Source organism: Pseudomonas sp. PLMAX (genome assembly GCF_046042685.1).
In the GTDB taxonomy this organism is placed as follows: Bacteria; Pseudomonadota; Gammaproteobacteria; order Pseudomonadales; family Pseudomonadaceae; genus Aquipseudomonas; species Aquipseudomonas putida_AE.
Window position 1 is genome coordinate 2,628,062 of sequence record NZ_CP064949.1, and the last position, 25,700, is coordinate 2,653,761.

The 25,700-nt window shown below is 61.5% G+C and carries 17 protein-coding genes and 2 pseudogenes; 9 read left to right on the forward strand and 10 right to left on the reverse strand.

All coding sequences use genetic code 11. The features are described 5' to 3' along the window. Window positions 1–15: 15 nt before the first annotated feature. From DKB71_RS12195 to DKB71_RS12205, 3 genes are read right to left on the reverse strand one after another with little or no spacing between them, the layout of a single operon-like run. Window positions 16–2,049, reverse strand: a complete 2,034-nt coding sequence (locus tag DKB71_RS12195) for an LTA synthase family protein (RefSeq protein ID WP_408600551.1) — start codon at window positions 2,047–2,049, stop codon at window positions 16–18. Between the two features lie 32 nt (window positions 2,050–2,081). After that, complete coding sequence (locus DKB71_RS12200) at window positions 2,082–2,675, reverse strand: hypothetical protein (RefSeq protein WP_406592977.1); 594 nt, start codon at window positions 2,673–2,675, stop codon at window positions 2,082–2,084. Beyond that, window positions 2,672–3,970 (reverse strand): exo-alpha-sialidase, encoded by a 1,299-nt coding sequence (locus DKB71_RS12205; RefSeq protein WP_274077393.1) that lies wholly within the window; start codon window positions 3,968–3,970, stop codon window positions 2,672–2,674. The genes DKB71_RS12200 and DKB71_RS12205 overlap by 4 nt, the downstream gene beginning before the upstream one ends. Window positions 3,971–4,220: 250 nt before the next feature. Between DKB71_RS12205 and DKB71_RS12210 the strand changes: the two genes are divergently transcribed. Next, window positions 4,221–4,451 (forward strand): hypothetical protein, encoded by a 231-nt coding sequence (locus DKB71_RS12210; protein ID WP_274077394.1) that lies wholly within the window; start codon window positions 4,221–4,223, stop codon window positions 4,449–4,451. Between the two features lie 26 nt (window positions 4,452–4,477). Here the strand turns inward: DKB71_RS12210 and DKB71_RS12215 are convergent, their stop codons facing one another. The 3 genes and pseudogenes from DKB71_RS12215 to DKB71_RS12225 form a co-directional block, all read right to left on the reverse strand. Next, entirely contained in the window at window positions 4,478–4,750 is a 273-nt protein-coding gene (locus tag DKB71_RS12215; RefSeq protein ID WP_408600552.1) for a hypothetical protein, read from the reverse strand. 1,430 nt (window positions 4,751–6,180) lie between these two features. After that, on the reverse strand, window positions 6,181–7,764 hold the full coding sequence (locus tag DKB71_RS12220) for a rhodanese-related sulfurtransferase (protein WP_408600553.1): 1,584 nt from the start codon (window positions 7,762–7,764) through the stop codon (window positions 6,181–6,183). Continuing rightward, a pseudogene (locus tag DKB71_RS12225) lies at window positions 7,761–8,424 on the reverse strand (cysteine dioxygenase). Before DKB71_RS12225 ends, DKB71_RS12220 begins: the two are co-directional and overlap by 4 nt. 242 nt (window positions 8,425–8,666) lie before the next feature. Here DKB71_RS12225 and DKB71_RS12230 point away from each other — a divergent pair. From DKB71_RS12230 to DKB71_RS12245, 4 genes are all read left to right on the forward strand, one after another. Further along, entirely contained in the window at window positions 8,667–9,572 is a 906-nt protein-coding gene (locus DKB71_RS12230) for a LysR family transcriptional regulator (protein WP_408600554.1), read from the forward strand. 277 nt (window positions 9,573–9,849) lie between these two features. Next, a complete protein-coding gene (locus DKB71_RS12235) occupies window positions 9,850–10,518 on the forward strand; it encodes a phosphoribosyltransferase (protein ID WP_408600555.1) in 669 nt (222 codons plus the stop codon). A 154-nt stretch (window positions 10,519–10,672) separates the two neighbouring features. Then, window positions 10,673–11,242, forward strand: a complete 570-nt coding sequence (locus DKB71_RS12240; RefSeq protein ID WP_406592871.1) for a YceI family protein — start codon at window positions 10,673–10,675, stop codon at window positions 11,240–11,242. Window positions 11,243–11,406: 164 nt separating this feature from the next. Beyond that, the gene (locus tag DKB71_RS12245; protein ID WP_408600556.1) at window positions 11,407–12,513 is read left to right on the forward strand and encodes a DUF3616 domain-containing protein; all 1,107 of its coding nucleotides are present in this window, start codon (window positions 11,407–11,409) and stop codon (window positions 12,511–12,513) included. Between the two features lie 101 nt (window positions 12,514–12,614). Here the strand turns inward: DKB71_RS12245 and DKB71_RS12250 are convergent. Further along, a pseudogene (locus tag DKB71_RS12250) lies at window positions 12,615–16,029 on the reverse strand (Ig-like domain-containing protein). Window positions 16,030–16,344: 315 nt separating this feature from the next. On the opposite strand from DKB71_RS12250, the gene DKB71_RS12255 reads away from it, so the two are divergent. The 3 genes from DKB71_RS12255 (at window position 16,345) to DKB71_RS12265 (ending at window position 20,417) form a co-directional block, all read left to right on the forward strand. Then, window positions 16,345–16,854, forward strand: a complete 510-nt coding sequence (locus DKB71_RS12255; RefSeq protein ID WP_408600557.1) for a sigma-70 family RNA polymerase sigma factor — start codon at window positions 16,345–16,347, stop codon at window positions 16,852–16,854. A 3-nt stretch (window positions 16,855–16,857) separates the two neighbouring features. Next, window positions 16,858–17,811, forward strand: a complete 954-nt coding sequence (locus DKB71_RS12260) for a FecR domain-containing protein (protein WP_408600558.1) — start codon at window positions 16,858–16,860, stop codon at window positions 17,809–17,811. A gap of 116 nt (window positions 17,812–17,927) precedes the next feature. Continuing rightward, window positions 17,928–20,417, forward strand: coding sequence for a TonB-dependent siderophore receptor (locus DKB71_RS12265; RefSeq protein WP_408600559.1), 2,490 nt, complete (start codon window positions 17,928–17,930; stop codon window positions 20,415–20,417). A 103-nt stretch (window positions 20,418–20,520) separates the two neighbouring features. Here the strand turns inward: DKB71_RS12265 and paoC are convergent, their stop codons facing one another. The 3 genes from paoC to paoA are packed head-to-tail and all read right to left on the reverse strand — an operon-like array spanning window position 20,521 to window position 24,292. Then, window positions 20,521–22,719, reverse strand: a complete 2,199-nt coding sequence (paoC, locus tag DKB71_RS12270; protein ID WP_408600560.1) for an aldehyde oxidoreductase molybdenum-binding subunit PaoC — start codon at window positions 22,717–22,719, stop codon at window positions 20,521–20,523. Further along, entirely contained in the window at window positions 22,716–23,672 is a 957-nt protein-coding gene (locus DKB71_RS12275; protein ID WP_408600561.1) for an FAD binding domain-containing protein, read from the reverse strand. The genes paoC and DKB71_RS12275 overlap by 4 nt, the downstream gene beginning before the upstream one ends. Beyond that, window positions 23,669–24,292 (reverse strand): aldehyde dehydrogenase iron-sulfur subunit PaoA, encoded by a 624-nt coding sequence (gene paoA / locus DKB71_RS12280; protein WP_408601091.1) that lies wholly within the window; start codon window positions 24,290–24,292, stop codon window positions 23,669–23,671. Before paoA ends, DKB71_RS12275 begins: the two co-directional genes overlap by 4 nt. 196 nt (window positions 24,293–24,488) lie before the next feature. On the opposite strand from paoA, the gene DKB71_RS12285 reads away from it, so the two are divergent. Further along, entirely contained in the window at window positions 24,489–25,178 is a 690-nt protein-coding gene (locus tag DKB71_RS12285) for a GNAT family N-acetyltransferase (RefSeq protein ID WP_408600562.1), read from the forward strand. Window positions 25,179–25,700: the final 522 nt, after the last annotated feature.

The following is a 25,700-nucleotide window of genomic DNA, read 5'->3' on the forward strand; positions in this document are numbered from 1 at the left end:
CATCAGACAAAGCCGTTACTTGCGCACGTTCTGGTACAGCATCAACCGTGAGGTTTCATGCATGGCGCGGGTCAATTGTGACAGGCGTTTGAACTCCTCGGGGTTTTGCTCGGCGACGTTGTCCAGCGGCGTCGGCGAGGCCAGGTCATGCAGGCTTGGCGAGCTGCCGTCGTGCTCCATCTGCACCATGTAGTGTTGCGTCACGCCCGCAATCAGCGGGAAGGTGCCTTCACGCAATACCAGTGGCACCACGCGTTCGCCTTCGGGGGCGGGCTGCTGGATATCACGGCCCATGCCGCCGTTGCGAAACTCAAGGCCGGCCATACCCGCCACGGTGGGCAGCAGGTCCACCAGGCCGACCGCTTCCTCGACTTTGCGGGTACCGATCATGCCGGGTGCGTGGATGATCATCGGCACCGCGTTGCTTTCCAGGCCCAGTTGCTCGTAGGCCGGCGCCAGGAACGGGATCTGCGCGATACGGGTGTTGTGGTCGCCAAACATCACGAAAATGGTGTTGTCGTACCAGCCGCCGGCCTTGGCGATTTCCATCAGGCGTCCGAGGTTGAAGTCCAGCAGGCGCACAGCGTTGTATTGCTCGACACTGCGCGAGCCGGCGGCCTGGACTTGCTCCAGGGTAGGGTGCTTGATCTCGAAGCCGTCATTGTCCTTTGGAATCGTGAAGGGCCGATGGTTGCCGGCCGTTTGCACATAGGCGAAGAACGGCTTGTCCTTGGGCAGCGCTTGCAGGATCTGGTCGGTTTCCTTGAACAGGTCCAGGTCCGAGATGCCCCAAACATCCACCACCGGGGATTTCCAGTCGCGCTCGTCGAACAGGCGCACGCCGTCGATACTTTGCCGGATCAAGGCATTCATGTTGGCCCAGCCGGAGTTGCCACCGATGGTGTAGATCTTCTCGTAGCCGGTGAAGGCATTGACGAGCGTGTTCTGCCGGGTGATCAGTGGATTGCGCGTCGCGGTTTCGTGGCGGGTGACGTCAGGCACTCCGGTGATGCTGGCCCAGACGGTTTTCGCGGTGCCCGTGACCGGCACGTAGAAGTGTTTGAAGAACCAGCTCTGGGTGGCCAGGCGATCGATATTGGGCGTCGGATCGATCGGGTTGCCATAGGCTCCGACGGCACTGGTGCCCAGCGACTCAAGCATGATGAACATCACGTTCGGTGGCCGCGAGCCTGGAATCCTGTAGGGCTGTGGCGCCTGGTGGCGGACAAAGTTGAGGGTCTGCGGGTCGGGTTGGTCGACACTCAGGTAGTGGGCCATGACCGCGTAGTGTTCGCGCACCTGGGCTTCGTCATAACGCGACTGGCCGACCTTGACCGTGTCGTAGAGGAAAATCACCGGGTTCAGGCCCAAGGCGGCGACCTGGTTGTTGCCCGAGAAGAACGCATCGCTCCAGCGCAGCGGCACGGGGTTTTCAAGGTTCAGGTTTTCGACACGACCCAAAATACCCAGCAGCACCAGTACCACCATCACCGCACCGCCCCATGTCGCGGAAAGTGGGTGAATGGTTGTGCGCGGGCGGTCCAGCGTGACCCGTTCCAGGCGCACCAGGGCCAGTGTCACGAAGGCGACTGTCGCCAGCCAGCCCAGGGTAATCCAGATGACCGGGTAGGTTTGCCAGACCATGTCACGGGATATCTGCGCATCCTCGATGAAGCGCAAGACCGTGGCGTTGATCCTCACGCCAAGGTAGGCGTAATGGCCAAAATCGATGATGTAGATGAGCAGCACAGCGCTGAGGATGGCGACCAGGTACAGACGGTTGATGATGCGCAGGAGGCGGCTGCCGACAAGGTTCCAGCGCGGGATCCAGGCCAGCAACGCCACCGGCAGCATGACCAGGATGGCCAGGCGCAAGTCGAAGCGAAAGCCGATGCCCAGGCTTGTCAGAACGTCCTCGTTGCCCAGGGCTTTGGCGTCAAAACCGGAATAGCCGAAAAAGAACAGCACCCGCAGCAGTGCAAACAGCACGAACAGGATTGCTGTTGCGCCCAGCCAGTAATGCAGTCGTCTCGATTTCAGCCAGCCCATGCGTCTTTCCTTATTGAGAATATCGTTGAATTTCAAACGCCGCGCAGGGTCATGAGCCGGCGATACGTCCAGCGCGCCGCCAGCACCAGCAGTGCCAGGCAGCAATACAGGCCCAGCAGCGGATCGACCAGGTAATCCCAATAGTTGTGGGAAGGTTTGCTCCCGGCGATGAAGGCCAGGGTCGCACAGGTCAACATCACCACGGCCAGGTAATGGCGCAGGTAAAACAGGCTGAACGTCACCAGCGCGACGAACAACAGCAGGGCGCGCGGGCTGTAACCACGCCGGTACGGGTCCAGGTCACTCAGGCCCAGGGTGGCCGGGTACAGCACCAGGGCCAACGCGGCGAAGAGGATCAATACGCTCGTGTGCCCCTGCTGCGCAGGCGGCAACACATCCAGCCGACGCAAACACCCCCAGGCCATGAACACCAATGAGGTGATCGCAAGGTCGTCGATATGGCTGCGCAAGTAAGCGGCCAGCGACAACCCGCCCAGGGGTATGAAGCTGGCGGCCAGCAGTGCGAGCAGCAGCGCGATGCGCCAGACCCTGCCCAGGCCAAAAGACGGCAGTAACAGGAAGATGATCATCGCGAAGCTGACATGGGCTTGCCACAGGTTAATCATTTCAGGCGCTCGGACAGCCAGGCATCGTTGAAGGAGACGTGTTTGATGAAGGTGTTGTTCCAGGAGTAAACCAGGTGATACATCCCGTCGGGACTGCGGATGAAGTAGGGGTATTCATATTCGAATTCACAGCCCTGGCTTTTACACACACGTTTGTCGAGGTTGGCGAGGAATGCCGCCTCCAGCGCCTGGCGCAGCTTGCCACTGGAACCGCGGAACTCTTTGCCGATGATTTCCTTGTAAACCAGGGGTGAATACGGATCGCCCTCGGGATCCGGTGATTTGTCCAGGTCGTGCAACAGGCGCCAATCGTCCATTTTTGCATCGGTGATATACAGGCTCAGCTTGAAGCGCCCCTCTTGCAGGTCGTTGAGCGCTACCAGCAACCGGTGTTCGGGCGTCGCCACGGCCGCCAGCGAGGAATTGGGGTTCGAAGGCACCAGCGGAAAAGGTTCGCTCCAGCTTTGCCCGGCATCTTCCGTGCGGCTCGCCAGGACTCGGTGGTAGGTGCTGCCGGCATAACGCAACAGGGCAATGCCGCGTTGGCCATCCAGCGGAACGATCGCCGGTTGCAATGAATTGCTGCCGTGGCTGATGCGGAATTTATCGATCACCTCACCGTCCGCGCTCAAGTACAGGTACTCGGCAAATTTGCCGAGGAATTCGTGATAGACCGGCAAGCCGATGGAGCCGTCGACATGAAACACCGGTGCCGAGCGGACCAGGGTGCTGATGTTCAGGAAAGGTGAAGTGATCAATTGCCGCGGCGCCGACCAATGCCCGCCAAAGTCGTCTGAAACCATCACGTTGACCGCGCTACCGGCCCAGCCGCCCATGGAGACGGAAACGTAGAACAGCCACAGGCGATTGTCCGGCGCGAGGGCGATGACCGGATTGCCCAGTTTGCGGATGTATTTGCGCGTGCTCTGCTGGGTCGAATCCCGGGTGGCCATGACCTGCTCCTCCCCCCACTCGCCGGTGCTCAGATTGAAACGGGCGGAGCGCACCTGCACATCGGCGGCGCCTTCGCGGGTGCCGGCGAACCAGACTGCCATCAGGCTACCGTCAGGCAAGGCTGTGACCGACGCGGAATGCACGAAGTCCACCAGCCCGGAGGAGGCGAAACGGCTGGTATAGATGGGTTTGGCCTCTTTATCAGCCACCGACATGAGCGGACTGATTTGGGCAAAGGACGAATGCCTGGGAGCAGGGTGGGTGATCCATGCGACTGCAAAGAGGCAGGCCAAGGCAAGGTAAATACAGAGTGCAGGAATGCCGGGGAGTTTGCTGCGCATGATTGGACCTATGGCATTTTGTGGGCCATTAGAACACTCAAGTGAAGACTTTAGTACAGGATCGCATCCCGTGAGTTTCAATTCTGCGAGCTGTTGTTTGTTCCTGGCAGTACGGACACCGCGATCATCAAGCCCCGCTGGAAATCCAACGGAATCATTGAGTTACTTAATGGTCATAACCAGGGTTCAACGCCGTGCGGCTTATCCGCCGGGTAAAACCCTCAAAGCCCCCGACCTTCAGGATGTTTAAATGAATCGCGCAGTAATGATGACCCTGGCCATTTCCAGTTTGCTCCTGCTGGGCGGCTGCGGACCTCACTGGGAAGACGGAGAAAGGTACGGCCGCTATCACGATCACGATCATCGCCGTGGCTATGACCAGCGCGATGACGACGACCGAGGGTATGACCATCGATATGATCGTCGTGACGATGATCGCGACAACCGTCGTTATCGCGATCGTGATGACCGCGACGACTGATATTGAAAAAGAGGGGTAGTGAGTGATCAGCTTCCCGACTCACTACCTTTCTGATTGTCCCCGTCGTCTTCCGACGCCGCGTCTTTTTTCAACGATTGGGCATCGGCGCCGGAGTTCGAGCCTGACGCTTCCTCGCCCTTTTTATCAGCCTTTTCCTCGTTGGATTCAGCGCCCTGGTTGAGCGCGGGAGCGGAGGGTGGAATGGTTGCATCCTCGGTGGTTTTTTCGGTGGCCAGCACGCAAAGCGGAGAGGCCGACAGCAAGCCCGTGAACATGAGCGCGGCAAGGGTGGTGTTCATCTTTGAGTCTTCCGTGCGAGGGGGGTGTACTGCATTGGAAGAGCGGCGCACAGGAAGGTGCGCAGTGGCGGACGAATGGCTGTACCCGATCTACTGTGGGAGCTGGCCTGCCGGCGATGGCGGCTTACTGGCGATGCGATGGTGAAGCTGATGCCGCCATCGCTGGCAAGCCAGCTCCTACAGGGTTTGCGGGGTATGTTGAATTTGTGGCGTGACACTGATCTGTAGGAGCCGGCTTGCTGGCGATGCGATGGTGAAGCTGATGCCGCCATCGCTGGCAAGCCAGCTCCTACAGGGTTTGCGGGGTATGTTGAATTTGTGGCGCGACACCGATCTGTAGGAGCCGGCTTGCTGGCGATGCGATGGTGAAGCTGATGCCGCCATCGCTGGCAAGCCAGCTCCTACAGGGTTTGCGGGGTATGTTGAATTTGTGGCGCGACACCGATCGGTAGGAGCCGGCTTGCTGGCGATGCGATGGTGAAGCTGATGCCGCCATCGCTGGCAAGCCAGCTCCTACAGGGTTTGCGGGGTATGTTGAATTTGTGGCGCGACACCGATCGGTAGGAGCCGGCTTGCTGGCGATGCGATGGTGAAGCTGATGCCGCCATCGCTGGCAAGCCAGCTCCTACAGGGTTTGCGGGGTATGTTGAATTTGTGGCGCGACACCGATCGGTAGGAGCCGGCTTGCTGGCGATGCGATGGTGAAGCTGATGCCGCCATCGCTGGCAAGCCAGCTCCTACAGGGTTTGCGGGGTATGTTGAATTTGTGGCGCGACACCGATCGGTAGGAGCCGGCTTGCTGGCGATGCGATGGTGAAGCTGATGCCGCCATCGCTGGCAAGCCAGCTCCTACAGGGTTTGCGGGGTATGTTGAATTTGTGGCGCGACACCGATCTGTAGGAGCCGGCTTGCTGGCGATGCGATGGTGAAGCTGATGCCGCCATCGCTGGCAAGCCAGCTCCTACAGGGTTTGCGGGGTATGTTGAATTTGTGGCGCGACACCGATCGGTAGGAGCCGGCTTGCTGGCGATGCGATGGTGAAGCTGATGCCGCCATCGCTGGCAAGCCAGCTCCTACAGGGTTTGCGGGGTATGTTGAATTTGTGGCGCGACACCGATCGGTAGGAGCCGGCTTGCTGGCGATGCGATGGTGAAGCTGATGCCGCCATCGCTGGCAAGCCAGCTCCTACAGGGTTTGCGGGGTATGTTGAATTTGTGGCGCGACACCGATCGGTAGGAGCCGGCTTGCTGGCGATGCGATGGTGAAGCTGATGCCGCCATCGCTGGCAAGCCAGCTCCTACAGGGTTTGCGGGGTATGTTGAATTTGTGGCGCGACACCGATCGGTAGGAGCCGGCTTGCTGGCGATGCGATGGTGGCCGTTAAGCGGCCATCGCTGCGATGCGGCGTCCCGACAAGCCCGTTCACCCTGTCAGATCACAAAAAATCCATGGGTGCCGTCGCGGGCCAATTGGTCGACCAGTCCGAACTCCCAGTCCAGATAGGCTTGCATCGCTTCGCGCGGGTTGTCGGTGCCTTCATAAGGACGGCGATAGCGGTCGATGCGCGGTGATGCCAGGCGGGTCTCGCCTTCTTCCAGGGGCAACTGGGCGGCGATCCAGGCGGCGGTGCCACCCTTGAGCAAAAACACCGCCTTGCCGGTCAACGCCTCGACTTCGGCCACCGCCAGTCGCGCCAACTGGCTGCTGCCGCAGGTCAGCACATAACGCTCGGCTGCGGGCACGTTGGCCAGCGCTTCTTTCAGTTGCCCACGCAATGCCCACCAGGCACCGGGGATATGGCGTTTGACGTAGTTGGCACTGCCGGTGAAATCCAGCAAGGCGGTATCACCGTGGGTCAGCCATTGGGCCAGGGTCTCGGTGCTGATTTCTTCGGCCTGTGGTGGCGTCGGAACGGGTGCCTGCCACGCGCCTTGTGCGCTGAAGTGAGCAGGGTTCAAATCATCCAGCACATGCACTTCCCAGCCCAGTTGCGCGAGCCAGGACGCCGACATGTTGGCGCGCACGCCATCGTCGTCCACCAGTACCAGGCGCGCGCCGCGCACGCTGGCGAAGTGATCGGTCTCCTGCACCAGTTGCCCGCCGGGAGTCGAACGGGCGCCGGGCAGGTGGCCGGCTTCGAATTCCTCCGGGGTGCGCACGTCGAACAGGTAGGTGCTGCGGGTCGACTCCTGTTGCCAGCGTTGCAGGTCCGCCAACGTGGCGCGGCCGACCAGGGCCTGGTCGGCGACACGACGGGCATCGCGCGCCGCTGTTCGCCGGTGTTCTTCGCGGGTCGGGGCAAAGCGGCGCGACTGGCCGTGCTGCAGTTTCTGCCCGGCCAGGGTCCAGCCGATGGTGCCGTTGCGCAGGGCCGAAACCGGGTTGGCGATGCCGGCATTGATCAACGATTGCGTGCCGATGATGCTGCGGGTGCGTCCGGCGCAATTGACAATGATGCGCGTGGCCGGTTCCGGTGCCAGCTCACGGGCGCGCAGCACCAGCTCGGCTCCCGGTACGCTGATGCCGGTGGGGATGCTCATGGTCTGGTATTCATCAAAACGCCGGGCATCGAGCACCACCACGTCGGCCTCGCTGTCGAGCAACGCCTGGACTTCTTCGGCCGCCAGGGACGGCGTATGACGCTGGCTTTCCACCAGTTCGCCAAAGGCTTTGCTGGGCACGTTGACGTCGATGAACAACTCGCCGCCGGCGCGGCGCCAACCTTCCAGGCCGCCTTCGAGCAGGCTGACATCGAGGTAGCCCAGGTCCAGCAAGCGCTGTGCAGCGATGCTCGCCAGGCCCTCGCCGTTGTCGTAGACGGTCACTGGGGTATCGCGCCGGGGAATCCGCGAGAACACCTCCAGTTCGAGCTTCGACAAGGGAATGTTGGCGGCGAACAATGGATGGGATTCGGCGAAGGGCGCTTCTTCGCGCACATCCAGCAGCGCCAGTTCTTCACGGTTCAGCAGGGCTTGGCGAATCTCGGCGAAAGAGCGGGTCGACAGGGTGCTCATAGGGCTTGGTTCTCTTTGGACAAATCCCAGATGTTGGGCAGGTAGGCGTTGGAATAACCGGAAATGAACAGCTTCTCGCTACCGTCGGGCTGATACACCGCGCGACGCACCGCACCGATGTTGGCGCCATACACATGGATGCTGATCGAGACCTGGTCGGCAAAGGCGTTGCTGACTTGATGGATGTCGCCGACCTTCGGCGACACGGCCTCGACCTGGCCTGGCCGCAACTGTACCCGGCCGCCATCGGCGATCAAGGCACCTTCGGCGTTGCGCTTGAAACCTTGTGAGTACTCCGCACCGCGCAGCATGCCGATCAGCCCCCAGACTCGATGGTCATGGATCGGCGTGCTTTGTCCCGGTCCCCAGACAAAACTGACGATGCTGAAACGCTGCCGTGAGTCGGCATGCAGCAGGTATTGCTGATAGCGCTCCGGATCGGGGCGGGCAAACTCCTCGGGCAGCCAGTCGTCATGGCTGATAGCGCTCCGGATCGGGGCGGGCAAACTCCTCGGGCAGCCAGTCGTCATGGCTGACCAATTGGCCGAGCAGCTTGCCGCCACGGTGCAACAGATCACCCTCGCTGGGGTTGCTGTCGATCAATTCCGCCAGGGCGCCTATGAATGCTCTGAGTCTCTCCGGGTGTCGGGCCTGGGTCATGGCGATTCCATCGTTCGTTGTGAAAGTGACCCTTTAATTTAAGCATAATGTTTTAGATCAATATGCGATTGTTTAATGATTAGGTTATAGCTGAATGTAATTTACAGCGCCTCCGTATGGCCCTTTGGCATAGCACCAGAAGCTATTGATCAGTGGCCCGGGGTGCGGCGGGCTATCCTTCCAAAGGCAATGGAACTATGCTTTTCCAACATGTTATTGACTGTTCTCTATGTGCGGGCCAAATGAAAATTGATGATATCGATGCCTTTGTCGAGGTGATTCGTTGCCAGTCCATCAGCCATGCCGCCGAGTCGTTGCAACTGACCCAGCCGGCCATCACGCGGCGCGTGCAGAACTTCGAGCAGGCCCTGGGTGTGGAGTTGTTCGATCGCAATACCAAGCCGCTCAAGCCCACGCTGATTGGCACGCGGGTGTATGAACAGTGCCGCCTGATCCTGCGGGAAATGGATGCGCTGCGCGAACTGGTGGCCACCGACGCGCCACCGACCGGACTGCTGCGCCTGGGGGTGCCGCAGACCATCGGCGACGTGGTGTTACTCGACGCGCTCAAGCACCTGCGCAGCGAATACCCCGACCTGCGGGCCCAGGTGGCTACGGGCTGGGGCAGTCAATTGGTGGGCAGGATCGAGCGCGGTGAACTGGATGCCGCTGCGGCGCTGTTCCCGGCCGGCAAGATTTTCCCGGATAACATAATCGGTGAGTCGATTGGCAAGATGGAACTGGTGGTGGTCTGCGCCAAGGCCCAATTGCCCAAGCGCCCGAGCAAGCTGGCGGACGTTTACCAGAGTGGCTGGATACTCAATCCCGACGGCTGCGGTTTCCGCGCCGGCTTGCAACGCACCCTGGCGGACCAGGGCCTGGCCCTGCGCGTCAACCTGGAAACCTTCGGCACCGAATTGCAGCTGGGCCTGGTCGCCGACGGCCTCGGGTTGGGCCTGGTGCCGCGGCCATTACTGGAACGCAACGTTCACCGCGATCAGTTGGCGGCCATGCCCCTCAAGGATTTCAAGCCGGTGATGGACCTGTGGCTGATCTATCCGCATTTTCTCGGCAACCTGCAGGGGCCGGTCGATGCCTTTGGCAAGCTGGTGGCCGGGTCGCTGCAGAAGATCAAGAGCGCGGCCTGAATGATTTTTGTAAGAGCAGCCGTTCGGCGCTCGAATGCTCGCGAAAAACCTGGGAGCACCGCGGGGTGTCAGGCTGCCCGCGTCATCGTTGACCTCCATCGCGAGCAAGCTCGCTCCTACAGTAGGTCTTATACCGCCGCGAGAGATTGGTTGGCTGTCAGGACGCCATCGCCGGCAGGCCGGCTCTCATGTTCGGACTTGCTGACAGCCACCGTCGAACCGACAATTGATGATGTGATGCGAACCGACAGGCGTTGATCGCCTGGGGAGGTTTCAAATGAATCACTCATCGCAAACCATCCTGCAAAACCGCGCGGCTGCCGGGCGACGCCTGGTGGAGCCGCTGCTCCAGTACGCCCACAGACCCGATGTGATCATCCTGGCCTTGCCCCGGGGCGGGGTGCCGGTGGCCTATGAAGTGGCCACCGCGCTCGGCGTGCGCCTGGACCTGCTGCTGGTGCGCAAGCTCGGTGTTCCGTCCCACCCGGAGTACGCCATGGGCGCTATTGCCAGTGGCGGTATTGAAATTCGCAATGAGCAGGCGTTGCGGGCGCACCCCATTGACAAGGCGGCGTTCGAGGCCGTGGTCGCCCGGGAAACCCGGGAGCTGTTGCGCCGTCAGCAGGTCTACCGTGGCACGCGGGCGCCGGTGCAGCTCAAGGATCAGGTGGTGATCCTGATCGACGACGGGTTGGCGACAGGGGCCTCGATGCTGGCGGCGGTGCAGGCGGTACGGCTGCAGGAACCGACGCGCATCGTGGTGGCGGTGCCGGTGGCACCGGTGGAAACGGCAGAGGCGTTGCGCAGGGAAGTGGATGAGGTGATCTGCCCGATCATGCCTGATTGGTTCATGTCGATCGGGCATTGGTACATGGATTTTTCCCAGACCTCGGATAAAGAGGTCATCGATCTGTTGCAACGGGCGTGGCGGCAAGAGGAAAGTTGATGGTTGCCACCACCGCAACAGCGAAGTCGGAAGTGGAGGCGGTCGGACTGTCGTGAGAGGGCTGTTCAAGCCCGACCCTTGCGGTGGAACAAACGGTGATTCTTTGCTTAAGTCCATCTGTTGGTGGCCTGATCGACAGCACCCGGAGAACCCAATGACTCAGCGATTTGCGCGCTCCGCCATGCTGACTGCCGCTCTCATGTTCGGGATTATTCACGGCGCCCGAGCCGTCGAATACACCGACGTCAACCCCACGGCCAGCACCATCAGCTTCACGTACAACCAGATGGGGTCGCGGGTGTACGGCACGTTCAGCAAGTTCGAGGGCACCCTCGATTTCGATACGACTCATCCCGAAGCTGCCCACGCCACATTGTCCATCGACCTCGATAGCATCGATGCCGGCAGCAGCGACGCCAACGAGGAACTGAAAAAGTCGCCCTGGTTCGATACGGCCACTTTTCCGGTGGCGACGTTTGAGTCGACGGGCGTCAAGGACCTGGGCAATAACCGCTATCAGATCACCGGTCACCTCACGCTCAGGGGGATTACACGTGAGGTGGTCGTGCCGGTGCTCCTCAAGTCGGAAAATGAAATCGGCATATTCGATGGTGAGCTGACGCTTGAACGGGATAATTTCAAGATAGGCGAGGGCGAATGGGCGGATAGCGTCGTCTCCAACGAAATCAATATCCGCTTTCGCATGGTTGCGCCGCAGCGTTGATTTTCTACGACCGGTTGGTGGATGGTCCTGTCGTTGGGTTTAAGCATTATTCCAAAACAGCCTGACGCTTTCTTGAGCCGCAAATGCCGGGTTTGTTGCCCGCATCTATAGTGTTTTGTCGGTGTTGCCCGAATCGTGCAAACCTGTATCTGAAGGTGGCTCAAATGAGTCGTATAGGGAAAGTGTTACTTAACTTTGACAGACAGTTTGATGTAGATGACAAGAAGAAGCTGCGTGACGGTTTGTCAGCGGTTCTACAGATTGGTCAGACGCTTTGGCTTGCCAATGACGAAACGCTGAGCCTGGAATGTCTTACCTTCAAGAGCGAGCCGGCCGGTGGAGAAATCGTTTACGAAGGCCATCGACAATTCTCACTGAACACACTACTCGACCTACCTGCGCCACCGGCATCAGCGCAAAAGTTCGAAGAGGCCGATATCGAAGGGCTGGCCTACGACGAGGCTGGAGAGTACCTGTGGTTGATCGGTTCCCACAGCCTCAAGCGCAAGCAACCGGAAGCCGGAAAAAAACCAGGCCAGAACATCGAACGCCTGGGCAAAGTGAGCAGCGATGGAAACCGTTATTTGTTGGCCCGTATTCCTGTGGTGAAAGAAGACGGCGTACTGAAACTTGTGCGCTCGACCTCGGACTTGCAGAAAACAGCCGCACAACTAAGCGGCGATCAGACGTGGAATGCGCTGACCAAAGCGCTCAAGCATGATGAACATCTGGGTAATTTTTTTGCGATTCCCGGCAAGGACAACGGGTTCGACATCGAGGGCCTGGCCATCGCCGGCAAGCGTCTTTTCATTGGCTTGCGTGGCCCGGTGTTAAGAGGATGGGCAGTCATTCTTGAAATCGAACCACAAGTGTCCGAGGACGATAGCCACATTCTGAAACTGGCGAAAATCGGTGAGGATTGTCATCTGTATCACAAGCATTTTCTCCAGCTGGACGGCCTGGGCATACGCGATCTGTGCGTGGATGGGAACGATCTGTTGGTTCTCGCCGGACCCACCATGGACCTCGACGGCCCGGTGACGGTCAGTCGCTGGGTAAATGGCGTGCGCACTTGCGGGGACAGCGTTGTATTCAGAGAGGGGCTTTCGAAGGTGCTGGATGTTCCCTTTGGTCAACGCGGCGACCATGCGGAAGGAATGACGCTTTTCACTCCCGCCGATGGCCGCGCAGCGCAGTTGCTTGTGGTGTACGACACCCCGATCGGGCGGGGAAAAGACGGCAGCGTCGAGGGGGATCTTTTCGATCTTTAGGCACGTTGTATTTCAGTCCAGAGAATTGGACGCTGGCAAGTTCCGTTGACTTATACGCGCCCGGTCCACCTTGCATGAACCGGGCGCCCATCAATACCCTATCAATGCGCCACGATCGGCACCGTAACGGCCTGCCCGAACGTCGAGCGTACGGTCACGGTCGCGCCTGGTGTTGGCCCGGCGCCAGTGGTGCTGACCGAGATCCTCCAGCGCGCTCCGGTGCCGGTTGGGGTGAGGATCGCATTACCCAGGTTGAGCGGCCCGGCGGTGGTGGTGACGGTGGCCGTCAGCGTGTTGCCCGTACCTTTCGACGTGGTCCCGGCCAGGTCCCAGGTGTAGCGGTTGTTGCTGCGCACGCTGACGGTGGCACTGGTGATCACCAGCTCTTCATTGACCGCAGGTTTTGGCGTCACCGCCACGGACACTGTCGCCGGTTCCGACACTGCATTCTTCGCGTCGCTGGCCTGGTAGGTGAAGGCCGCGGTGAAGGGTGCGGGGATGCTGGCCGGCGGCGTGTAGATCACGCGCACGCCGTCGGTGCTGACCGAGCCCTGGCCGGAGTCCGGTTGGGCCAGGCCCACCACTTTGAGCGGCAGGTTGCCGTCGGGGTCGGTGTCGTTGGCCAGCACGTTGATGGTCACCGGCTGGCCGTTGCTGCTGGCGCTGTCAGGGTTGGCGACGGGTTTCTGGTTCTGGTCGTTATCGTCACCGTTGCCGTCACCATTGCCTGGGGTACGGAAGGTCGGCAGGGCGGCGGAGTTGACATAGGTGACACCGTCCCAGCCGGGCAGCGGGGTCGGCATCAACTGGAACTGCCCCGGATGCTCGATATCCCAGCGCAACAGCATCGAGGTGTCCTCGTGCTGGGTGTTGTGGCAGTGCTCCATGTAGGTCCCGGCGAACTCGCGGAAGTGGATGGCCATTTCCACGTCCACCGAACTGTCGATGCCTTCACCGATGCGATACACGTCCTTGCGCGCCCATTTTTCCCATTCCGGTGGCGCCTTGCCGTCGCGGCTGAGGACGATGCCTTCTTCGAAATGCACGTGCACCGGGTGGTTCCAGCCGTTGCCGCCGTTCTTGATTTTCCACACTTCCAGCGTACCGTCGCCACCGTAGCCGCCATCGGTCGGGCCGGTGGACAGTTGCGCTGCTGCACTGATGCGCCGCGAGTCCATGTCGTAGCCGAAACCGCCGTCGGTCTTGATCGTCCACGGGGCTTCGTCGGTGCCGTCGGAGCGGCCGAAAATGAACTCGCGATGCCGGGCCGCCTTGACTTTGACCATGTCGGCGGCGTTGTCGCGATCGAGGGTCAGCGGGATCATTTTCTTGCCCGCCGCTTTACCGGGTTTGGCCGGTTCATAATCGGCGGGGTTCATACTCACGTCCTGGCCGGTGTAGGGCTGCACGATCATTTGCATGAACTTGCCCACCACCGGGTCGCCCTTGTCCCACTCCGGCCCTTTGCTGCCCTGCTTGATCACCGCCTTGTACTTCTCGGACAGCACGTCGGCCAGGCTCAGGCCGTTCTTTTCCGGACCCTTGCCGGTCTTGTGTTCCATCAGGTTGACGAAGTACAGCTTGTCGCCGGTCTTGATCCCGTTTTTCGCAAAGTTGACGATGATGTCGAAGCGCTCGGCGATGCCCTGGGTCGGCAGGATGGCGTTGTGGTCCTGTTTGTCGCCATCGCCATCCAGGTCCATGCTGCCGTCGAACGGCACGGCGTGTTCCATGAGGTTGCCGTCGTTGCCGATCAGGTGGAACGGCACCCGGCTGTAGGACACCCCGGAACCGGACGGCCCGGGAAACTCACCGCCGTTGCCGGCGATTTCACGCACCAGGGCGATCCTGAAATAGCGCGATACCGAACCGTTGAGGATACGGAAGCGATAGCTGCGTGCGCGCACTTTCAGGCGTGGCTCGTATTGCCAGTTGACCAGGATCTGATCGCCGAGAAAGCCGTCGGTGTTGAACGGGTTGAACCACAACTGGCCGTTGGCGTCCCAGGCCTTGTCGGCGACCACCAGGTTGACGTCGTAGTCGCGGTTGCCCCAGGGCAGGGCCGAGCCGCTGGGCAGGCGCAGGTTGACGCCGTCCTCGATGGCTTCGTTACCGCGATCCAGGGCGCTGTAGTAGTTCATCATCACCGCGTTGCCCTTGTAGACGTTCTGCGCGGTGAAATCGAGCATGTGGTCGTGGAACCAGTGGGTGCTCATGGTTTCGCGCCAGTCGCCACGGATCTTGATCGTGCCGTTTTCGCAGGTCTTGAGGCCGGGGCTGGCGTCGTTGACGAACAGCTTCTCGCCCGGTGCGCAAGGGAACGCCGCGCGCGGGTCCTGGGCGTTGGTGTTGATGGTGTCATAGCCGGCCAGCTGCAGCGGCCAACGATAGTCGTAGTACTGCCCCGGAAAGAAAAACGCATTGGTGTAGCCGTCGCTTTCGGCCGGGGAGTGGCCGTTGTGTTCGTGGGTGCTGATGGTGTGCAGGCCGAAACCCATGTTAGCCGACGGATCGATCGGCAAGGCGTTGTAGTGCCGCATCAATACCGGCTGGCCATACCGCACCATCAGCAGTTTTGGTGGAAAGGTGCCGTCGAAGGTCCACAGTGCATTGTGATTCTGAACTGGCATGCTGGGGTGGAACTTGGTGTCGATGCCTTTGGTAGTGCCCGTTGTGGTCGGAATGTCCGAGGTCTGGTAGTAGAGCCCGCCTGGCCCGAATTCACCGACGGCATAGTTGTGCAATTGCCGGCGGTCACGCATGCCGGTGTTGATCCGCGCGCCCACTTGCACGGTCTTGTACGCGACCTGCGGGTAGAACTCGTTCCAGCGCTGGTGCGACCAGCCTTTTCCCGGAGGCCGCCCCTCGGCCGGCGAACCCACGGGTTGGCGGTTGAGGAAGGTTTCGATCTGCGCCTTCCACGGGTTGCGGTCCAGTACGTTGGAGTACTGCGACGGAAACGGGAACAGGCCAGGCTGGCGCATGAACGCATCCAGCGCCGAACCCGACGGAGCGCTGCGCGCAACAATGTTCGGGTCTTGCGCGGGGGCCGGGCCGACCGTGGGGACGGGGAAGGTCAGGGCGGGGCCGGGATCGTCGGGTCGAGTTTTTCCGTGCCGAATTCCTCGAACAGCAGCAATTGCTGAGTGAACGGCAGGGCCCGTACAGGGGGCTGGGTTTGCCGTTGGTGGGGTAGTTGAACGAGGTCTGCAAACTCGGCGGCAGCACGTTGTCGGCACGGGGTGTGTTGCGATCGCCGTAGGCGCCGTTGGGCAGGGCCAGTGCGCCCTGGTTGGTCTCGGGCAAGGTTTTCAGGGCATCGAGCGCTGCGGCGGCGGCAATCGGATCGGCGGGCGCAGTGTAGTAGGCCGAAGGGTCGGTCGGTGGCGGCTGGCTTTCATCGTCCATGGGGGCCGCGCTCACGGTGGCGAGGCTGGCGGTGATCAACATCACGGAGGCCACACTCGACCTGCGTATGTAGTTCAAGGAACGGAATGCGGGTGGTGCGTTTTTCATTTGGTTTCCCCTTGCACGTGCCAATTTGGCGAAACCCGCCGTCCCCGAGTTGGGGATGACTGCTGCGGTGCAAGGGGCTGGTGCAACAGATGGGCCATGTCAAATTCGGGAATAAAAAATGTGATTAATTAATAAGTTGTTACAGATTGTTTCATTGGCGCATCGGTCGGTGGTGGGTGTAGTTCCTCATATGCGGGGAAAATTCCCTTATTTCATTGGGTTACTTTCACCAATCACGGGTGCTCTTGCCAAAATGTGTCGGCTTGGAAGAAAATGAGAGTCATTATCAAATAAATTTTGTGTCGGGCTTTCTCCATGTCCTCTGTCGATCTCTCGCTGCAACAGGCCGTGCATACGCTTTACGAGGACCATCACGGTTGGTTGTGTGGCTGGCTGCGTAAACGGCTCGGCTGCCATCATCATGCGGCGGATCTGGCCCAGGACACCTTCATTCGCGTGCTGACCCAACGCAAGTCCTTCGAGCTGCGCGAGCCTCGCGCTTACTTGAGCACCATTGCCCGCAGCCTGATGATCGACATGTTCCGCCGCCGCGCGGTGGAGCAGGCCTATCTGGACACCCTGGCCAACCTCCCGGAGCCGGTGGCGTTGTCCCCGGAAACCCGCTCGCTGATCATCGAGACCCTGATGGAAATCGACCGGCTGCTCGATGGCCTGGGCGAGCGGACCCGGGAGATTTTCCTGATGGCCCAGCTCGATGGCCTGAGCTATGTCGAGATCGGCCGGCGCCTGGATATCTCGGTAACCACGGTCAAGAAGCACGCGGTGCGCGCCCTGACGCACTGCCTGTTGCTGATCGAGGACTGAGCCGTGGCCCGTGTGCAACCGCTGGATTACGCCACCCTCGAAGCCGCCGCGCGCTGGTACGTGGACTTGCGTGGCGGGGTACCGGACGAAGCCCTGCGTGAGGCGCATCGCCGTTGGCTGGAGCGTGATCCACGGCATCTGCAGGCGTGGGAACGCCTTGCGCGCCTGCAGGACAAACTCGAACAAGTTACCCCCGGCATCGCGCGCCCGACCTTGGCCAGCGCCCGCGCCAAACGCCGCGATGTGCTCAAGATCCTGTCGATTCTGCTGATGGCGGGCGGGGCGGGGACCCTGGCGTGGAACACCACGCCCTTGCCAACGCTGATGGCCGACCAGCGCACCGGCACCGGTGAACGCCGTCGTCTGCGGCTGGACGATGGCACGCAATTGCAACTGAACACGGCGACCGCGGTGGACATCCGCTACAGCGACAACCTGCGTGAAATCCGCTTGCTCGAAGGTGAGATCTTCATCGAAACGGCGCGGGACGAGCGCGCGCGGCCCTTCCTGGTACACACCGCCGAAGGCAGCATTCGCGCCTTGGGCACCCGTTTTGTCGTGCGCCGCGAAGCGGACCTGACGCAGGTCAGCGTGCAGGAGCATGCGGTCGAGGTGCGCTCGGCCAACGTGCCGGGCACCGCCGTACGGGTTGACGCCGGCCAGCAAGTGAGTTTGCGCCAGGACGCCATCGAGCCCGTGCAACGGGCCACCCCTCAGGCCGACGCCTGGACCCGCGACATGCTGGTGGTCAATGACTGGCGCCTGGGTGAGTTTATCCGGGAGCTGCAGCGTTATCGCCCAGGCCATCTGGGCTGTGATCCGGCGGTCGCTGCGCTGCGCATCTCCGGAGCTTTCCATCTGGCCAGCAGCGACACCATCCTCGAGAACCTGACCTCGACCCTGCCCGTGCGCATTCGTCGATTCAGCCGTTACTGGACGCGGGTGGAGCCGGTTTGAGGATTTCCCGAAAAAAAATCTGCTCAGGGGTTACTGATTTCGATTCTCGTTCGACTTAGGTGTTAGAGGCGCACACAGACGCCGCCATTCACTGCCAACGGGCGAAAGGAAATTGCATGACCCCTCGTGATCCCCAACTCCGCATTTGTTCCGCCAAGCCATCCGTCAGACCCTTGACCCGTGCCGTGCATGCCGCGTTGCTCGGGATGGCGCTGGTCGTTCCGTTGGGCATGACGATGACGGCAGCACCTGCCTGGGCGCAGACCGATGTCGAAACCGAGTTCGACATTCCGGCGGGTCCTTTGGGTTCGGCCTTGACCCAATTCGCCGGCACGGCCGGGGTGACCGTTTCCTTCGAGCCAAGCGCTGCCAACGGCCAGCAAACCTCGGGACTGCGCGGGCGCTACAGCGTTGACGCCGGCCTGCGCCAGTTGCTCGCCGGGAGCAGGCTCGAAGCCGTGCGCCACGACAATGGCAGCTATTCCTTGTTGCCGATCGTTGCCTCAGGCGCGGCCATGCAGTTGGGCGCCACCAGCATTTCCGGAGTTGCCGTGGAATCGGCCTACGGCCCGGTGGACGGCTATGTCGCCACCCGCAGCGCCACCGGCACCAAGACCGATACGCCGATCCTGGAAATTCCGCAGACCATCAACGTGGTCACCGCCGACCAGGTGGAAGCCCAGGGCGCGCGCAACCTGACACAGGCGCTGCGCTACACGCCGGGGGTGAACACCGGTGGTTTTACTGACCGCAACTCGATTGCCGACGAGATCACCAGCCGTGGTTTCGCGCCGACGCCGCTGTACCTCGATGGCGCCTACATCCCGTACGCCGGCAGCCTCGGTGGCGCCCCGCAAATCGATCCCTACACCCTGGAGCGCATCGAAGTGCTCAAGGGGCCGTCGTCGGTCCTTTACGGGCAGAACCAGCCGGGCGGCCTGATCAACATGGTCTCCAAGCGCCCGACCACCGAGCAGCGCAGCCAGGTCAAGCTGGGGGCGGGCAGTTACAGCCGGGTCAACGGTGCCTTCGACACCAGCGGTCCGCTCGATGATCAGAAGCAGTTCACCTATCGCCTGATCGGTGTGGCCGACAAAGGCAACGAAATGGTCGAGCACAACGAAAGTGAGCGCATGCTCCTGGCGCCGAGCTTGACGTGGGCGCCGACTGAAGACACTTTCCTGACCTTGCTGGCGCAGGTCCAGCGCGATGACGGCGTACCCGATTATCAGTCGCTGCCGAGGATCGGCTCGCTCGACCGTGGTCCGAACGGCGAGCGCATCGACCGCGATTTTTTCTCCGGCGACACCAACTTCAATGACTACAAACGTGACCAGTACATCTTCGGCTACGACTTCAGCCACAATTTCAGCGATGACCTGAAGTACCGCTCCACGGCGCGCTACACCGACGTACGCGACCGCTACAAGGGTTTCTACCTGCGCAGCTTCGTCACCGACGCCGCCGGCGTGACCGATTACACCCGGGCCAACCGCGCCAAGGTCGACTGGCACCAGCACAACATCGCCTACACCATCGATAACAATCTGGAATACAAATTCAATACCGGTGCCCTGGAGCACACCACCCTGGCGGGCGTGGACTATCGCCATTTCACCCGCAAGTACGATGGCTACAACGCCAACAACGTGTTGCCGGTCGACCTGTACGGCAAGAACAACTACGACACCAGCGGCGTCGTCCCGCAACTGACCACAAAGTGGGACAACACCCTGCGCCAGACCGGTGTGTACCTTCAAGACCAGATCAAACTGGACAAGTGGATCCTGACCATCGGTGGCCGCCAGGACTGGGCGGAGATCGACAACAAGGACTTGCTGGCGTCGACCCACGAAGCCAAGCGTGACAACAAGTTCACTGGGCGAGTGGGCCTGACCTACGTCACCGACTTCGGCCTGGCCCCCTATGTCAGCTATTCCGAGTCCTTCCTGCCGACCATCGGCACCGCCGCACCTCAACGCGGTGGCAATGCATTCGAGCCGACCGAGGGCGAGCAATACGAAGTGGGCGTGAAGTACCAGCCATTCGAGAAGACGTTGATCACCGCGTCGGTGTATCAGATCAAGCAGAAGAACGTGCTGACCGGGGACGAGGAGTATCCGGAGTACATGGACCAGAGCGGTGAAGTGCGCTCGCGCGGCGTCGAACTGGAAGTCAAATCCAGCCTCGACAACATCGACGTCATGGCCGCCGCCAGCTACATGGACTCGTTCTACACCAAGGACACCTGGGGCAACGAGGACAATCGCAACGAAGCCCAGTCGCCGGTATCGGCCTCGATGTGGGTCGACTATCACTTCACCCAGGCCAGCCTCAACGGCCTGACCTTCGGTGCGGGCGCGCGCTATACCGGGCGCAAACCGGGGGATGCGGCCAACTCGTTCGATGTGCCGTCCTACGTCGTCTATGACGCTACCGTCAGCTACGACATGGGCAAGCTGGACCCGAGCCTGCGTGGGTTGCAGACCCGGGTGAACGTGCAGAATATCTTCGACCGTGAGTACGTATCGGACTGCAACTACGCGTTCGGTTGCTACTACGGGCAGGAGCGGGTGGCTTCGGTCGAGATGACTTACGACTGGTAATCACGCCAGGATCAAAAGATCGCAGCCTTCGGCAGCTCCTACAGTTGGAATGCGTACACCCTGTAGGAGCTGCCGAAGGCTGCGATCTTTTGCATTTCTGCGCTCAAATCATCGCCGGCATTTTATCCAGCATCTTGTCCAGGGTAATCGGGTACTCGCGCACCCGGATCCCGGTGGCGTTGTACACCGCATTGGCGATGGCCGCACTGACGCCGCAGATACCCAGCTCACCAACACCCTTGGCTTTCATCGGCGACGAGATCGGGTCGGTTTCATCGAGGAAAATCACCTCCTGGTGGGGGATGTCGGCATGCACCGGCACCTCGTAGCCGGCCAGGTCGTGATTGACGAAAAAGCCCAGGCGCTTGTCCACCACCAGGTCTTCCATCAGCGCCGCGCCGACCCCCATGGTCATCGCGCCTATCACCTGGCTGCGGGCCGAGGTCGGGTTGAGAATGCGCCCGGCGGCGCACACCGCCAGCATCCGGCGCACGCGGGTTTCCCCGGTGGCACTGTCGACTGCGACTTCGACAAAATGCGCGCCGAAGGTCGATTGCTGGTACTTCTTGTCCAGCTCGCCAAATTCGATGCTGTCCTCGGCGACGATTTCGCCGGCCTGCGCCGCACTGCGCAATGGCATGCTTTTGCCGCCAGCCCGTACCTCGCCACCGACGAATTCAGCCTCTTGGGCGTTCACACCGAGGCGTTGCGCAACGGCCTCACGCAGTTTGACGCAGGCGGCATACACCCCCGCCGTCGAGCAGTTGCCGCCGAACTGGCCACCCGAGCCTGCCGAGACCGGAAAGCTCGAATCGCCCAGGTGCACCACCACCTTGTCGAGGCCGACGCCGAGCATTTCCGCCGCCGTCTGCGCGATGATCGTGTAGCTGCCGGTGCCGATATCGGTCATGTCGGTTTCCACGGTCACGGTGCCCTGGTCATCCAGGTGGACACGGGCGCCGGACTTCACCAGCAGGTTATTGCGAAAGGCCACGGCGACGCCCATGCCGATCAGCCAACGGCCTTCGCGCTTTGTGGCCGGTTGCGCAGGCCGTTGGTTCCAGCCAAAACGATCGGCCCCGGTGCGCAGGCATTCGACCAGATGGCGCTGGGAAAACGGCCGCTCCGGTTTCGTCGGATCGACCTGGGTGTCATTGATGATGCGAAACGCGATGGGGTCGAGTTTCAGCTTTTCCGCCATCTCGTCCATGGCAATTTCCAGCGCCATCATGCCCGGCGTTTCACCCGGCGCGCGCATGGCGTTGCCTTCCGGCAGGTCGAGCGTCGACAGGCGCATGGTGACCCGGCGGTTTTCCCCGGCGTACAACAATTTGCTCGGCTGCGCGGCCAGTTCCACCTTGCCGCCGGGTAGGTCGCCGGACCAGCCTTCGTGGGCCATCGCGGTGATCTTGCCGTCGCTGCCGGCGCCGATGCGGATGCGTTGAATGGTCGCCGGGCGGTGCGTGCAATTGTTGAAGATCTGCGGCCGGGCCAGCGCCACTTTCACCGGCCTGCCGGCCATGCGCGCACCCACGGCGGCAAGAACCGCGTCGGCACGGATGAACAATTTGCCGCCGAAGCCGCCGCCGATGTAGGGCGAAATCAGATGCACGTTTTTCTTGGGTATGCCGAGGGTGGTGGCGAGGTCCGTGACCGACCAATCGATCATCTGGTTCGAGGTCCACAAGGTCAGTCGGTCGCCGTCCCAGGCGGCCATCGACGCCATGGGCTCCATCATCGCGTGGGCCTGGTCGGGCGTGGTGTAGGTGGCGTCGAGTTGCACTGGTGCCGCCGCGAAGGCCGTTTCGAAATCCCCGTGCAGGGTGTCCGCCATCTGGTCCTTGGGTTCCACCGCCGAGCCGCGGGCGCTGGCGAGATCGAACGCGCCTTCGGTGGTTGAGTAGGTGATGTCCACCCGTTCCGCGGCGGCGCGCGCCTGTTCGAAGGTGTCCGCCACCACCAGCGCCACTGCCTGATGGTAGTGCTGGATCTCCGGCCCGCCGAGCAGCTTGGCGGTGTTGTATTTGCCTTTGCCGAGCTTGCCGGCATTGGCGGCGGTGACGATGGCGATCACTCCCGGTGCCGATTGAGCCGCTTCCAGGTTCATTGAAGCAATGCGCCCCTTGGCAATGGCCGAACCGACCACCACGCCATAGGCCTGGTTCGGCGCGACGTCGTGGTGTTCGTAGGCGTAGGGCGCCTGCCCGGTGGTTTTCAGCGGGCCTTCGATGCGGGACGTGGGCTGGCCGATGACCTTGCCTTGGTCGATGGGGTTGGTGGTGGCCGGGGTTTCGAATTTCATGCCTGGGCCCTCGCTTGTGCCATCACCGAGGCGAGCGTGCGCTCGACCAGCGTCAGTTTGAAGGTGTTTTCAGGGGTGGGTGTGGCGCCGTCCAGCAGCTGTTCGCTGAACGCTTTGGCGCCTTTGGCCATGGCTGCTTCAGCGCTTTCCACGCGCCACGGTTTGTGCGCGACGCCGCCGAGGGCTACGCGGCCGGAACCGTCCTGCTGGACCACCGCGGCCACCGAGACCAGGGCGAATGCGTAGGAGGCGCGGTCACGGACTTTCTGATAGAGGTGCGTGCCGCCAAGCGGCGCCGGCAAGGTCACGGCAGTGATCAGCTCGTGGGCCGCCAGGGTGGTTTCGATGTTCGGCGTGTTGCCGGGCAAGCGATGCAGGTCGGCGATGGCGATCACCCGGGTCGTGCCGTCGGGGCGAACCGTCTCGACCTGGGCATCGAGCACACGCATGGCCACGGCCATGTCGCTGGGATGGGTGGCAATGCAGGCGTCGCTGACACCGATGATGCCCAGCTGCCGACTGAAGCCGCCGATGGCCGCGCAGCCACTGCCGGGCTGGCGCTTGTTGCAGGCTTGATGGGTGTCATAGAAGTACGGGCAGCGCGTGCGTTGCAGCAGGTTGCCGGCGGTCGTGGCCATGTTGCGCAACTGGCCGGAGGCGCCGGCGAGGAGGGCGCGGGACAGCACGCCATAATCCTTGCGGATGCGTGCATCGGCGGCGAGGTCGGTGTTGCGCACCAGCGCGCCGATCCGCAAGCCGCCTTGCGGCGTGGCTTCGATGCGGTCCAGCGCCAGGTCATTGACGTCGATCAGTTGCGACGGCGTCTCGATGTCCAGCTTCATCAGGTCCAGCAGGTTGGTGCCGCCGGCGATGAAGCGCGAGCCATCGACCTGGGCGGCGAGCGAGGCGGCTTCGGCCGGCGACTTGGCGCGTAGATAGGTAAAGGGCCTCATGCGCTGGCCTCCGCGACTTCGGTGATCGCCTCGATGATGTTGGAGTACGCACCGCAGCGGCAGATGTTGCCGCTCATGCGTTCCTGGAGTTCGCTGGCGATCAGCCTGGGTGGTTCGGTTAGGCTCGGGCTTACGTGACTGGGAATGCCGTCGCGGATTTCCCCCAGCACCGCGACCGCCGAGCAGATCTGCCCCGGCGTGCAGTAACCGCATTGATAGCCGTCATGCTTGATGAACGCCGCCTGCATCGGATGCAGCTTGTCCGGCGTGCCGAGCCCTTCAATGGTGGTGACCTTCGCGCCTTCGTGCATCACGGCCAGGGTCAGGCAGGAATTGATCCGCCGGCCGTCGACGATCACTGTGCAGGCGCCGCATTGGCCGTGGTCGCAACCCTTCTTGGTGCCAGTGAGCTGCAGGTGTTCGCGCAACAGGTCGAGCAGGGTGGTGCGGGCGTCGAGTTCCATCATCTGCTGTGTCCCGTTGACCCAGATCGACACTTTGCTCTTGACCGGCAGCGCGGCATTGGCGGCCGCTGCCTGTGCAGATATGAACGGTGGCAGGATCACGGCCGCTGCTGTCACCACGCCCACGATCAGCAGTTCTCGTCGGGAAATCGTCATCACGTCGAGCATCGGTGCGCTTCCTATGGTTGATTGGCGATAACAGCCCTCATCCATTGACTGACCCTGGTGCCAAGGGAAATGTTCATGCGGATTTCGGCTATAGACTCATGTGTATGGCTCATGAATCGATCAAGGCAGGCTCCAGCGGGGTATGATAGGCAGCCGCGCCCATTCTCCGGAGTCAGTCCCTGCAATGCCCCAGATCACCCACTACAAAACCCCGTGCCCGGAGTCGGTCAACAGTCAGATCCTGCAGCTGGTGGTCGACAACCTGACCGACATCAGCATGGTCGCCATCGCGCCGAGCAACCTGTTGTACAACATCTACCAGTACGCGATCGGCTACGAGGTGCACCTGTATCTGGAGGCTTTGAACGGGGCGAAAGGGATGGCGGTGGAGTTGATCGTTGCTACCGATCTGGACGACCCGGACAAGGTCGTCGGTTTCCTCCTGTACCTGCCGGTCAAGGACGATCCCGACGCCTGCAGCGTGGCCTACATGGCCGTGGATGCCGGCCATCGGCGCCAAGGCATTGCGCGCCGGATGCTGCGCGAGATGGTCGGACGCTACCCGCATGCGGAGCTTGCGTGCGCGGTGGCCAAGGTGCCGTATTTCGAGTCGATGGGTTTTCAGGTGGTCGGTGCGCGCAGTACGCAAGTGCTGATGAACACCCGCGACCACGGCAGCGACGGCTTGAGGGCGCTGCTTGATGTGGCGCCGATCTACAGCTCGCTGGAGGTGCGGCAGATTCATACCTACCTGCTGCAAAAGCACGGCAAGCGCGCAATGCTCGATGCGGAAAAACAGCGTGACCGGCACCTGGACCAATTGACGCGCAAGGCCAGCGAGTTCGCCCGCGAACGGTTGGAAAAACACGGTTAAATTGTGGGAGCGGGCTTGCTCGCGAAAGCGGGGTGTCAGTCGACATTTATTTACCCGACACCGCCTTCGCGAGCAAGCCCGCTCCCACATTTGTGTCCGCGTGATGCTCAGGGCAGCTTCACATTCATGGTGATCCGCGCCCGGCACCTGGACCAATTGACGCGCAAGGCCAGCGAGTTCGCCCGCGAACGGTTGGGATAAACGCGGATTTATTGTGGGAGCGGGCTTGCTCGCGAAAGCGGGGTGTCAGTCGACATTTATTTACCTGACACACCGCCTTCGCGAGCAAGCCCGCTCCACATTTGTCCGCGTGATGCTCAGGACAACTTCACATTCATGGTGATCCGCGCCCGGCACCTGGACCAATTGACGCGCAAGGCCAGCGAGTTCGCCCGCGAACGGTTGGGATAAACGCGGATTTATTGTGGGAGCGGGCTTGCTCGCGAAAGCGGGGTGTCAGTCGACATTTATTTACCTGACACACCGCCTTCGCGAGCAAGCCCTCCCACATTTGTCCGCGTG